Origin of the sequence: Pseudoxanthomonas broegbernensis (assembly GCF_014202435.1) — a bacterium.
GTDB classification, from domain to species: domain Bacteria; phylum Pseudomonadota; class Gammaproteobacteria; order Xanthomonadales; family Xanthomonadaceae; genus Pseudoxanthomonas; species Pseudoxanthomonas broegbernensis.
On the sequence record NZ_JACHGU010000001.1, the window covers coordinates 45,049 to 56,892 of the forward strand.

9 protein-coding genes are annotated in these 11,844 nt (G+C 75.4%); all 9 read left to right on the plus strand.

The window, feature by feature from the left end:
• Positions 1 to 36 precede the first annotated feature (36 nt).
• The 9 genes from HNR76_RS00200 to HNR76_RS00240 are packed head-to-tail and all read left to right on the plus strand — an operon-like array spanning position 37 to position 11,792.
• Positions 37 to 2,238: a prolyl oligopeptidase family serine peptidase gene (locus HNR76_RS00200; protein WP_162310840.1), complete on the plus strand. Its 2,202-nt coding sequence runs from the start codon at positions 37 to 39 to the stop codon at positions 2,236 to 2,238.
• Positions 2,235 to 3,734, plus strand: coding sequence for an amino acid permease (locus HNR76_RS00205; protein ID WP_162310839.1), 1,500 nt, complete (start codon positions 2,235 to 2,237; stop codon positions 3,732 to 3,734). The genes HNR76_RS00200 and HNR76_RS00205 overlap by 4 nt, the downstream gene beginning before the upstream one ends.
• Entirely contained in the window at positions 3,731 to 5,191 is a 1,461-nt protein-coding gene (locus tag HNR76_RS00210) for an amidase family protein (protein ID WP_162310838.1), read from the plus strand. Before HNR76_RS00205 ends, HNR76_RS00210 begins: the two co-directional genes overlap by 4 nt.
• Positions 5,192 to 5,198: 7 nt before the next feature.
• Complete coding sequence (locus tag HNR76_RS00215; protein WP_162310837.1) at positions 5,199 to 6,851, plus strand: alpha/beta hydrolase fold domain-containing protein; 1,653 nt, start codon at positions 5,199 to 5,201, stop codon at positions 6,849 to 6,851.
• Positions 6,848 to 7,333, plus strand: coding sequence for a pyrroline-5-carboxylate reductase family protein (locus HNR76_RS00220; RefSeq protein WP_162310836.1), 486 nt, complete (start codon positions 6,848 to 6,850; stop codon positions 7,331 to 7,333). Before HNR76_RS00215 ends, HNR76_RS00220 begins: the two co-directional genes overlap by 4 nt.
• A complete protein-coding gene (locus tag HNR76_RS00225) occupies positions 7,330 to 7,620 on the plus strand; it encodes a hypothetical protein (RefSeq protein ID WP_162310835.1) in 291 nt (96 codons plus the stop codon). Before HNR76_RS00220 ends, HNR76_RS00225 begins: the two co-directional genes overlap by 4 nt.
• Positions 7,610 to 7,882 carry a hypothetical protein gene (locus tag HNR76_RS00230; protein ID WP_162310834.1) on the plus strand — a complete coding sequence of 91 codons (273 nt, stop codon included), beginning with the start codon at positions 7,610 to 7,612 and terminating at the stop codon, positions 7,880 to 7,882. The genes HNR76_RS00225 and HNR76_RS00230 overlap by 11 nt, the downstream gene beginning before the upstream one ends.
• Positions 7,879 to 9,423 carry a PepSY-associated TM helix domain-containing protein gene (locus HNR76_RS00235; protein WP_162310833.1) on the plus strand — a complete coding sequence of 515 codons (1,545 nt, stop codon included), beginning with the start codon at positions 7,879 to 7,881 and terminating at the stop codon, positions 9,421 to 9,423. Before HNR76_RS00230 ends, HNR76_RS00235 begins: the two co-directional genes overlap by 4 nt.
• Before the next feature lie 56 nt (positions 9,424 to 9,479).
• Positions 9,480 to 11,792 (plus strand): penicillin acylase family protein, encoded by a 2,313-nt coding sequence (locus tag HNR76_RS00240; RefSeq protein WP_162310832.1) that lies wholly within the window; start codon positions 9,480 to 9,482, stop codon positions 11,790 to 11,792.
• Positions 11,793 to 11,844: the final 52 nt, after the last annotated feature.

An 11,844-nucleotide genomic window follows, 5' to 3' on the forward strand; every position in this document is an offset into this window, starting at 1 on the left:
CGCGCCGCCGCTCCAGGACCGTCCGCCGACCCGCCCATGGCCGGCCGCCGCACCTTCCTCGCCGCTTGCGCCGGCCTGCTGGCGGGCGCCGTGTCGCCGCGGATCGCGGCGGCGGCCGCGTCCATCTCCGCGCCCTCTCCGTGGCCGCTGCCGCCGGCGGCAAGGCGGATCGCGGCCACGATCGGCCGCTTCGGCCATGCGCGCATCGACCCCTACGCCTGGCTGCGGCCGAAGGACTGGTTCGCGGTGCTGCGCGATCCATCCACGCTGGAGGCGCCGATCCGCGCCCAGATCGATGCCGAGAACGCCTACGCCCAGGCCATGCTCGCGCCGACGCGGCCGCTGCAGCGCCAATTGCGCGAGCGCATCGAACGGCTGGCCGCGCTGCCGCGCCCACTCGCCGGCCTGCGCAGCGGCGGCTTCCTCTACGCCACGCGCACGGCGGGCGGCAACACCGTGCACGTGCGCACGCCATCGGCCGGCGGGCCGGAACAGGTGCTCCTGGACGAGGCCGCCGACACCGGCGGCAAGGCGCCGGCGGCCACCCGCCATAGCGCCGACGGGCGCCTGTTCGGCTGGGCGGTCGAAACGGGCGAGGGACGCCACCGGCTGCGCGTGCGCACGGTCGCCGACGGCCGCCTGCGGGTGGACGACATCGACGATGGCACCGGTGCGTTCGCGTTCTCGCCCGACGGCCGCTGGCTGTTCTGGGCCGCGCACGGGGCCGACGGACAGGGGGCGAGCGTGCTGCGCCGCGACCTCGCCTCCGGCGCGCAGGACGTGCTGTACGCCGAGGCCGACGCCGCCTTCGCGCTGACCCTGCGCACCACCGCGGCCGGCGGCTACCTGGTCGTCCGCGCCGACGATGGCCAGGCCTCGGAGGTGCGGCTGCTGGCGTTGCGCGCACCCGGGGCCGCGTTGCGGCGGGTCGAGCCGCGCACGCCGGGCCTGCGCTACGACGTGGACGAATGGAACGGCGGCCTGCTGGTGCTGACCAATGCCGACGGCGCCCACGACTTCAAGCTGATGGCCGCGCCGCTGGAGCGGCCGGGCCGCGCGGCATGGACGCCCCTGGTGGCGCACGTGCCGGGCCGCCCGATCCACGCGGTGCATCCGTTCGCCGCCGCGCTGGTGCGCGAGGAATGGCGCGATGCCCTGCCGCGGCTGGTGCTGATGCACGCCGACGGTCGCGAGCGGGAGGTCGCGTTCGACGCGCCGGCCTGGGCGCTGCAGGTGGCGCCGGGGCAGGACTGGGACGTGGACGCGCTGGCGTTCGCCTTGCAGTCGCCGCGCATGCCGCCGCAGTCGCGCCTGCTCGACCTGGTGAGCGGCAGGCACGCGGCCGACGCCGCGCAGCCGGCGGCCGCGTCCTCGCCCGCGTTCGATCCGGAGCGCTACGAGGTGCGCCGTTTCGACGTCCGCGCCGACGATGGCGCGCAGGTGCCGGTCACGGTGGTGATGCGCGCCGGGCAGGCGCTGGACGGCAACGCGCCGCTGCTGCTGCGCGGCTATGGCGCGTACGGCCATTCGGCCGAGGCGGCGTTCGAGCCGCCGGTGCTGGCGCTGGTCGACCAGGGCTGGGTACACGCGGTCGCGCACGTGCGCGGCGGCGCCGAGCGCGGCAGCCGGTGGTGGGACGCGGTGCGGCGCACCGGCAAGAAGAAGACCTTCACCGACTTCATCGCCTGCGCCGAGCACCTGGCCGATGCCGGCTACACCGCGCGCGGGCGCATCGTCGGCTTCGGCCTGTCCGCCGGCGGCACCCTGGTGGGCGCGGCGTACACGATGCGCCCGGAATTGTGGGCCGGGATGATCGCGCCGGTCGCGTTCGTGGACGTGCTGACCTCGCTGGAGTACTACGAGGACCACCCGATCGGCGCCCGCGGCATCCCGGTCTGGGGCGACCCGGCCGACCCGGCCGAGCACGCCTACGTGGCCAGCTACTCGCCCTACGACAACCTGCGCGCGGCCGCGTATCCGGCGCTGCTGGCCACCGGCGTGGTCGACGACGACGCGGTCTCGTTCTGGGAGCCGCTGAAGTTCGCGATCAAGGCGCGCGTGCTGACCACGGCCGGGCAGCCGATCCTGTCGCTGACCGCTGCCGAGGGCGGCCACCTCGGGCCGCTGGGTGCGTATCCCGGCGTGGAGCAGCAGGCGATGTACCTGGCCTTCGCCATCTGGGCGGCGGAGCGGCGCTGGGGCGAGGTGCCGCAGCGCGCGCACGGGACCGCCCGGTGAACGGTGCCGCGCCCGCATTGCGCCGCGGCCTGACCTGGCGCTCGCTGCTGGTGCTGGGCATCGCCAACATCCTCGGCGCCGGGGTCTACGTGATGACCGGCACCGCGGCGGCGCAGTACGCCGGGCCGGCGGTGGTGGTGTCGTTCGGGCTGGCCGGGGCGGCCTGCGTCCTGGTCGGCCTGTGCTACGCCGAGCTGGCCGCGTGCATGCCCGAGTCCGGCTCGGCCTACACCTACTGCAGGCGCATGCTCGGGCTGGGGCCGGCATGGGCCCTGGGCTGGCTGCTGTTCCTGGAGTTCAGCGCCGGCGCGGCGCTGCTGGCGGTGGGGTTTTCCGGCTACCTGGGCAGCCTGCTCGGCGACCTGGGCCTGGCCCTGCCGGCGGCGCTGTCCACGCCGCTGGTGCGGGCCGGCGGCAGCGGCGGCCAGGTGGCGCTGGAACTCGGGCACGGGATCAACCTGGTGGCCGGACTGGCGGTGCTGGCGGCGGGCGCGGTGATGGCCTGGGGCATCTCGCATTCCTCGCGGGCCAACGCGGTGCTGGTGGTCATCAAGGTCGCGGTGCTGGTCGGCTTCGTGGCTGTGGGCGCCGGCGCGGTGGACGCGTCCCACTGGCGCCCGTTCGTGCCGCCCAACGAGGGCGGCTTCGCCTACGGCTGGCAGGGGGTGATGCGTGCGGCCTCGCTGCTGTTCTTCGCCTTCCTCGGCTTCGAGACCGTGTCCACCGCCGCGGCCGAGACCGCCGACCCGCAGCGCGACGTGCCGCTGGGCATCCTCGGCTCGCTGGGGGTGTGCACCCTGCTGTACGGGCTGGTGGCGGTGGTGCTGACCGGGCTGGTGCCGTTCCGCGAGCTGGGTGTGCCCGACCCGATCGCCATCGCGGTGGACCGGATCGGGATGCCGGGCTTCGCCGTGCTGATCAAGGTCGGCGCGCTGGCCGGGCTGGCCTCGGTGCTGCTGGCCAACGCCTTCGGCCATTCGCGGGTGTGCTACGCGATGGCGCGCGACGGCCTGCTGCCCGGCCTGTTCGCGGTGGTGCACGCGCGCCGCGGCAGCCTGTGGCAGGCCAACCTGGTGCTGGCGGCGCTGGCCGCCGTCGGCGCCGCGCTGCTGCCGATCGCGGTGATCGCCGACATCGTCAGCTTCGGCGTGGCCTTCATGTTCAGCACCGTGGCCTTCGCCCTGATGCGCCTGCGCGGCGGCCAGCCGCACGCCGGGCACCGCTTCCGCGTGCCGCTGGGCGGACCGACCGTGCGCGGCACCTGGCTGGGCGTGGTGCCGGTGCTGGCCATCGCCTGCAGCGCGGCCATGGTGCTGCCGGTGGCGCTGGACATCCTCGGCCAACTGCGCCGCGGCGACTGGCTGCCGGCGCTGCTGCTGGGCGCCTACGGCGCGCTCGGCGCCGCGCTGTACTTCGGCTATGGCCGCGCCCGTGCGCGCGGCCTCGCCGTGGCCTCGCTTCCCGTCCCCCCCGCTTCCACCGGAACCGTCGCATGAGCGCCACCCCCATGAGCCTGCGCCAGGCCTTCGAGATCGGGCGCCTGGATGCGCACGACCAGGCCGCGCTGCGCCGCCGCGGCGAGGTGTCCGCGCCGGAACTGGCCGAAGCCGCGCTGCTGCGGATCGAGGCGCTGGACCCATTGCTGGGCGCGGTCAGCCATCGCGCGCCGGAACGGGCGCGGGCGCGCGCGGCCGGCCCGCTGGCCGACGCGCCGCTGGCCGGGGTGCCGTGGCTGGCCAAGGATTCGCTGGACTACCCGGGCATGCCGACCCGCGCGTGCTCGCGCAGCCGCAGCGGGGTGCTGGCCGAGCGCGGCCATGCCTACGCCGAGCGGATGGATGCGCAGGGCCTGGTGGCGGTGGGCAAGTCGTCGATGCCGGAGTTCGGCCTGCTCGGCTCCACCGAGCCGCTGGCCGGCCCGGTGACCCGCAACCCGTGGTCGCCGCGGCATTCGCCCGGCGGCTCCAGCGGCGGCGCGGCGGCGGCGGTGGCCGCCGGCCTGGTGCCACTGGCGCAGGGCAGCGACGGCGGCGGTTCGATCCGCATCCCGGCGGCCTGCTGCGGCATCGTCGGGCTCAAGCCGGGGCGCGACAGCACGGTGCGGGTGCGCGCGCGGCACACGATCGAGGACCTGCTGGTCGGCGACAGCCTGATGGCGCGCAGCGTGCGCGACGTGGCCCAGGGCTTCGCCGCCGCGCACGTCGACCCGCGCCGCGCCGCGGTCGCACGCCCGGGCGCCGCGCGGCTGCGGATCGGCGTGATCCAGGCCGGCCTGCTCGGCGATGCGCCGCATCCGGACGTGGCCGAATCGATCCGCGCCAGCGCCGACCTGTGCGCCTCGCTGGGACACGCGGTGGAGGCGGCGCAGTGGCCGCTGGACGGCACGGCCATGCTGCACGCCTTCCAGGACATCTGGACCCACCTGGGCGCCGACTGCGTGGATGCCGCCCGGCCGCTGCTGGGCGGGCGCCGGCTGGAGGATGCGCTGGAGCCCTGGACCCTGGCCCTGGGCCGGCGCGCGCTGGAACTGCCCACCGCCGCGCTGGAACGCGGCTACGCGCAACTGGCGCGGCTGCCGGCGCAGATGGCCGCCTTCCACACGCGCTACGACGTGCTGCTGTCGCCGGTGGTCGCCGCGCCGGTGCCGCCGCTGGGCAGCTTCGGCCCGTCGCTCCCGGCGGAGGAACTGATGGGTACGATGTTCGACTGGATCGCCTACACGCCGCTGCAGAACCTGGCCGGCACCCCGGCCATCTCGCTGCCGCTGTCCTGCGACGCGCAGGGCCTGCCGCTGGGCAGCATGTTCGGCGCCGACCGCGGCGACGAGGACCTGCTGCTGGGCCTGGCGCTGGAACTGGAGCAGGCCCGGCCCTGGCAGGGGCGGTGGCCGCCCGTCTCGGTGGCTTCGCCGCCGGCGGCCGTTCCCGCACCTTCCTTTCCCCTGTCCGTGTGATCCGTCCATGAATCCTCTCTTTTCCGCGCGCGGGCCCGCCGACGCGATCGACCTCTTCGCCGGCCAGCCCCTGGCCTGGATCGTCACCGGCCAGGCCGGGCAGCTCGGCGCCAGCGTGCTGCCGCTGCAACTGGAGTGCGATGCCGAAGGCCGGCCCGTGCGCATCCTCGGCCACTTCGGCCGCGGCAACCCGCAGGTGCGCGCGCTGGCTGCCGACCCGCGCGCCACCATCCTGCTGTTGGGCCCGCACGGCTACATCTCCCCGTCCTGGTTCGCCGACCGCAGCCGCGCGCCGACCTGGAACTACGCCTGGGCGGTGTTCGAGGTGGAGGTCGAACTGCGCGACACCCCGGCCGACGCCGATGCCCTGATCGGCGGCCTGGTCGAACAGATGGAGGCCGGGCGGCCGGCGGCATGGAGCGTGCGCGACATGGGCGCGCGCTACGCGCAGCTCGCGCCGGGCGTGGTCGGCTTCCACGCCCACGTGCGCGCGGCGCGCAGTGCGTTCAAGCTGGGCCAGGACGAACGCGACGACGTGCTGGCCGACATCCTGCGCGGGCTGGACATCACCGGCCAGGACGCGCTGGCGGCATGGATGCGCCGCTTCGCCCAGGACCGGCCGCAGGCGCTGCCCGCGCCGATGCCGGCGCCGGCGCCGCTGGACCCGGAGATCATGCTGTTCATCGACGACGTGCGCGCGACCTGGCAACGCCTGAGCCAGGGCCGCGCGCTTGACTGGCCCGCCCGCCGCGCGCTGGCCGAGGCCTCGCGCGCGCCCTGGCGCGAGGGCGGTCCGGCGATGGGCCGGACCACCGAGCCGAGCGCGCCGACCGAGGCCGGCCCGGTGCGCCTGCGCATCCACGATCCCGCGCCGGGCCGGGCCAAGCCGACCCTGGTCTACATGCACGGCGGCGGCTGGGCGTTGTTCAGCCTGGACACCCACGACCGCCTGATGCGCGAGTACGCCCACGCCACCGGCATGGCCGTGGTCGGCGTGGACTACGCGCTGGCGCCGGAGGCGCGCTACCCGGCGGCGCTGGACCAGGTGGTCGGCGTGGTGCGCTGGCTGCGCGCGCACGGCGCCGACCACGGCCTGGACGGCGAGCGCCTGGCCCTGGGCGGCGACTCGGCCGGCGGCAGCCTGTCCATGGGCGCGGCGCTGAAGCTGCGCGACGCCGGCCAGGGCGATGCGGTCAAGGCGGTGCTGAGCATCTACGGCGGCTTCGGCCCGGACTTCTCCCCGACCGCCCTGCAGCGCTACGCCTCGCCCGAGGACATGCTCACCGCGCAGGAGATCCGCGAGTTCTGGGACAACTACGCCGGCCACGTCCACGACCGCCGCGATCCCTGCCTGGTGCCGCTGCTCGCGCGCCTGGACGGGTTGCCGCCGGTGTTCCTGGTGATCGCCGAGTGCGACGCGCTGGCCGAGCAGAACCTGCAGATGGCCGGCAGCCTGCTCGCGGCCGGCGTCGCGGTGGAGGCGAAGGTCTACCCGGGCGCGCCGCACAGCTTCATCGAGGCGATGGCGGTGTCCTCGACCGCGCGCCGGGCGATCGCCGACAGCGCGCGATGGCTGTGCCGGACCCTCGGCGTGGAGTATCCGGCGCCCGCCGCCGCCGACGGGCAGCGCGCCGACGGGTCCGGGGCCGGGCGCCGATGAGCGCCCGCATCGCGTTCGTCGGCGGCGGCCACATGGCGCGCTGCCTGGTCGGAGGATTGCTGCGGCAGGGCATGCCGGCCGCGGCGATCCGCGTGGCCGAGCCCGGCGCCGCGCAGTTGATGTCGGGTTCGGCGCGGCCTCCGGAGGAACTGCGCCGCCAGGTCGCATCGCCCGGCGGCACCACCGAGGCGGCGCTGTCCACGCTGGCGCAGGGGCGGTTCGTCCCCTTGCTGGTGGAGGCGGTGAGCCACGCCGCGCAGCGCGGGCCGGCGCATGCGGCGGAGGCCGCGCGCGTTGGCGCGGGGAATCGCCTTCACCTAGAATCCTGGCGGTCGGACGCCAGCCGCTCGCCACGTCCCCCACGACCGTCGCCGGTCCCGATTCCCGGGGGCACCATGGGCTTGCAAGTTGCCGCGCGCCGCGCCGGTCCGGCTCGGGATGCCGCCGCCTGCGATGGCATCCCGGCGGCGGGGCCGGCATGACGGCCGCCTGGCTGCTCCTTTCCCTGTTGGCCGCGCTGGGCTTCTACCTGGCCTGCGCGCACCAGAAGCTGTGGCCGCGGCGCGGCGGCCGCGTCCGCGCGCTGCGCATGGCGGCGGGGGCATGCGCGCTGCTGGCGTTGCTGGCGGCGATCGCCGCACTGGGCGTGTGGGCCGGCGTGTTCGCGGCGCTGACCGCGTTCATGCTGGCGGCGGTGCTGCTGCCGTACTTCGATGCCTGGCGCCAGGCGCGCGCGGCGGCGCACGAGGAGCCGCGCCATGTGGGGTAGGTCGCTGGCCGCCGCATTGCTGGGACTGCCGCTGGCGGTGGGCCTGGTGGGCCTGCTCGCCCTGGCGTGGCCGGGGCGGCTGGAGGCGACCACGCTGCCCTGGCTGCTGCTCGCGTTCCCGGTGTGGATCGCGGCGATGTCGCTGGCCTTCGCGTGCAGGACCGGGTTGCGCGCGTGGCTGTGGCTGGGCGGCGCCACGGCGCTGTGCTTCGGCCTGATCCACGCGTGCAAGTGGCTGGGGTGGGTGGAGGTGGGCGCATGAGGGCCGCCACGCTGCGCACCTTCCTGTCGGTGCATACCTGGGTCGGCCTGGTCGCCGGCATGGCGCTGTTCATTGCTTTCTACGCCGGGTCGGTCACCGTGTTCACCCACGAGCTGGGCGACTGGCAGCGCGCCGACGACGGCGCCGTCCACGCTCCGCTGGAACGGTCGCAGGCGCTGCTCGATGCGCTGCTGGCCGCGCACCCGGAGTCGGCCCACAGCGTGTTCCTGGTGCTGCCCGGCGAGCACGGCCCGCAGCCCTCGGCGTACTGGTACAACGAATCGAGCGGGCAATCGCGCCGCTTCGTGCTGGACGCCGCCGGCGTGCTGGAAGAGGCCCCGCCGCGCCTGGGCGCGGTCGACTTCGTCTACGACCTGCACTTCACCGCCGGCCTGCCGCGCACCTTCGGCACCTACCTGTTCGGGGTGGTCTGCGTCCTGTACGGGCTGGCCCTGGTCAGCGGCGTGGTGATCTACGCGCCGGGCCTGCTCAAGGATCTGTTCGCGCTGCGCCTGGGCCGCAACGTCAAGCGCCTGTGGCAGGACGCGCACAACGCGGTGGGCGTGCTGTCGCTGCCGTTCCACGTCGTGTTCGCCTGGACCGGGGCGGTGCTGGCCATCGGCCTGCTGCTGCTGGCGCCGTTCCAGTTCCTGGTCTACGAGGGCAGGCTGCTGGAGATCCTGGAGACGGATTTCGAGGTCGCCCCGCACGTGGAGCCGGCCGGCGTGACCAGGCCGATGCTGCCGCTGGACGAGCTGCTGCGCCGCGCGCAGCGGGAACTGCCCGCGCTGGAGATCAACTCGATCGGCTTCCACGATGCCGGCGACGCCAACGCCCAGGCCACGGTGTACGGCGAACTGGCGCAACGGCGCCTGACCAGCACCGGCGCGGTCGCCCTGAACGCGGCGAGCGGCGAGACGATCGCCACCTCCGAACCCCGCGACTATTCGCCGGGCCGGGCGTTCCTGTACGCGATGTACTCGCTGCATTTCGGCAACTTCGGCCACTACGCGGTGAAGTGGCTGTACTTCGTCCTCGGCCTGGCCGGCGCCTTCCTGTTCTACAGCGGCAACCTGCTGTGGATCGAGGCGCGGCGCAAGCGCAGGCAGGCCGGGCAGCCGCGCCGCACCCGGGTCATGGCGGGGCTGACCCTGGGCGTGTGCCTGGGGTGCGTGGCCGGCGTGTCGGCCACGTTCCTGGCCGGCGCGCTGCTGGCGGACCCGTGGGCGCCGCGCGGCTACTACCTGGTGTTCTTCGCCAGCCTGGCGTGGGCGCTGCTGCGCCCGCCGGCCCGCGCCGCGCACGAACTGCTGTGGGCGTGCGCGCTGCTGACCGCGGCGATCCCGCTGGCCGGGTTCGCCGCGTCCGGCGAACATCCGCTGGCGGCGATGCGGCATGGCCACTGGCACCGCTTCATGGTGGACGCCGTCGCCGTGGCGATGGCCGCCGCCTACTGGCGGATGGCCCGCGCCGCGCTGCGCCGCGGCCTGCACGGCGATCCGAACAGCGTATGGGCGCTGCCGCGGGCGGCGCGGGACTGATCCATGCCGCGGATGCGGCGCAATGGCCGATGCCGGCCGACCATGGGGGACTGCACATGCTGAGATGGATCCGTCGCGTCGCCTTGCTGCTGCTGGCACTGGCCGCGCTGGCCGCGCTTTCGGCCTGGGTGCTGCTGCGCGGCAGCCTGGCCGACCTCGACGGCGAAGCCGGCTTGCCCGGCCTGTCCGCGCCGGTGTCGATCCAGCGCGATGCCCTGGGCACGGTCACCGTGGAGGCGGCCGACGAGACCGACATGGCGCGCGCGCTGGGCTACGTGCACGCCCAGGAGCGCTTCTTCGAGATGGACCTGATGCGCCGCACCGCGGCCGGCGAGCTGTCCGAACTGTTCGGGCCGATCGCGGTGGAGTTCGACAAGCGGCACCGCGCGCATCGCATCCGCGCACGGGTGGCGGCCGACCTGGCGGCGTTCACCGGCGGCCATGCGGCGCAGTTGCAGGCCTATGCCGACGGCGTCAACGCCGGCCTGGCGGCGCTGGCCGTCCGTCCCTGGCCTTACCTGCTGCTGCGCCAGGCGCCGCGCCGGTGGGAGGTGGCCGATTCCGCGCTGGTCGGCTACGCCATGTACTTCGACCTGCAGGACGCGGGCAACGCGCGCGAGCTGGCGCTGTGGAAGATCAAGCCCCACCTGCCGCCGGCGCTGTACGCACTGCTGGCCCACGACGGCAGCCAGTGGGACGCGCCGCTGCTGGGCCAGGCGCGCGGCAATGCGGCCCTGCCCGATGCCGGCGAGGTCGACCTGCGGCGCCTGCCGGTGGCCGCCGCCGCGCGGCAAGGGCTGCCCGAGAGGCTGGCCCCGGGCAGCAACAACTGGGCGGTGGGCGGCGCCCTGACCGCCGACGGCCGCGCCATCGTCGCCGACGACATGCACCTGGGCCTGCGCGCGCCCAACCTGTGGTTCCGCGCGCGCCTGCGCTACGCCGATGCGCGGGCGCCCGGCGGCAGGGTCGAGGTTGCCGGCTTCACCCTTCCCGGCGTGCCGGCGGTGATCGCCGGCAGCAACGGGCACGTGGCGTGGGGGTTCACCAACGGCTACATCGACAACGCCGACTGGCTGGCGGTGCCCCGGGATTCGCCGGACATCCGCCAGTACGAGGAGACGGTCCGCGTCGCCGGGCAGCCGGCGCAGGTCCTGCGGGTGCGCGAGTCCGGCTGGGGCCCGGTCCTGGCCGAGGCGGGCGACGACCTGCTCGCGCTGCGCTGGACCGCCCAGCAGCCCGGCGCGATGAACTTCGCCCTCTCCGGCCTGGCCTCGGCCCGCGACCTCGACGCGGCCTTCGCCGTGGCCGACCTGGCCGGCATGCCGGCGCAGAACCTGGTGGTCGCCGACGCCGGCGGCCGGATCGGCTGGCGGTTGATCGGCGCGCGTCCGCACCGTTCCGGCGATTGCGATCCGGCCACGGTCGCGGCCGGCGCCTGCGAGCCATGGGCGATCGAAAGCGCCGGTGCGCCGAGCCTGGTCGACCCGCCCTCGCACCGCTTGTGGACCGCCAACAACCGCATCCTCGACGGCGCCGACCTGGCCCGCGCCGGCGATGCCGGCTACGCCCTGGGCGCGCGCGCCGGGCAGATCCGCGACGGCCTGTTCGCCCAGGAGCGCTTCACCGAGCGCGATCTGCTGGCCCTCCAGCTCGACGACCGCGCGTTGTTCCTGGAGCGCTGGTGGGCGCTGCTGCAGGCCGAGGCCGGCAAGGGCGCGGCGCTGGGCGAGCTGGCCGCGGCCGCGCGGCGCTGGGAAGGGCGCGCGAGCCCGGAGTCGGTCGCCTACCGGCTGGTCGGCGCCTGGCGCCTGGCGGTGCATGCGCGCATCGCCGATGGCTTGACCGCGCCGGCGCAGGCCGCGCTCGGCGAGGACTTCCAGATGCCGTGGCTGCCGCAGTTCGAGGGCGTGGCCTGGCCGTTGCTGGAACAGCGCCCGGCGCATCTGCTGCCGCCCCGCTTCGCCGATTGGGATGCGCTGCTGGAAGACGCGGCCAAGGAGGTCGGTGCGGACCTGGGCGGCCACGGCGCGCTGGCGCAGCGCCGCTGGGGCGAACTCAACACCGCGCGGATCTGCCATCCGCTGGCGGCCGCGCTGCCGGGCTGGGTCGGGTCCAGGCTGTGCATGCCGGCCGACGAACTGGCCGGCGACACCGACATGCCGCGCGTGGCCGCGCCCGCGTTCGGCGCCAGCCAGCGCATGGTCGTTGCCCCCGGACACGAGGCGGACGGCATCGTCCACATGCCGGGCGGGCAGAGCGGGCATCCGCTGTCGCCGTTCTGGGGCGCCGGGCACCGGGCCTGGGTCGACGGCGAGCCGACCCCGTTCCTGCCCGGCCCGGCCGAGCACGTGCTGGCCCTGTCGCCCTAGGCGCGGATGGACGGGCCAGGCGGATGCGGGCGGCCGCGGTGCGCGGCCGTGG

Excerpts from the sequence above, each read along its gene's own strand:
- HNR76_RS00200 (WP_162310840.1), top strand. The coding sequence starts at position 37 with ATGGCCGGCCGCCGCACCTTCCTCGCCGCTTGCGCCGGCCTGCTGGCG.
- HNR76_RS00210 (WP_162310838.1), top strand. The coding sequence starts at position 3,731 with ATGAGCGCCACCCCCATGAGCCTGCGCCAGGCCTTCGAGATCGGGCGC.
- HNR76_RS00215 (WP_162310837.1), top strand. The coding sequence starts at position 5,199 with ATGAATCCTCTCTTTTCCGCGCGCGGGCCCGCCGACGCGATCGACCTC.
- HNR76_RS00220 (WP_162310836.1), top strand. The coding sequence starts at position 6,848 with ATGAGCGCCCGCATCGCGTTCGTCGGCGGCGGCCACATGGCGCGCTGC.
- HNR76_RS00225 (WP_162310835.1), top strand. The coding sequence starts at position 7,330 with ATGACGGCCGCCTGGCTGCTCCTTTCCCTGTTGGCCGCGCTGGGCTTC.
- HNR76_RS00230 (WP_162310834.1), top strand. The coding sequence starts at position 7,610 with ATGTGGGGTAGGTCGCTGGCCGCCGCATTGCTGGGACTGCCGCTGGCG.
- HNR76_RS00235 (WP_162310833.1), top strand. The coding sequence starts at position 7,879 with ATGAGGGCCGCCACGCTGCGCACCTTCCTGTCGGTGCATACCTGGGTC.
- HNR76_RS00240 (WP_162310832.1), top strand. The coding sequence starts at position 9,480 with ATGCTGAGATGGATCCGTCGCGTCGCCTTGCTGCTGCTGGCACTGGCC.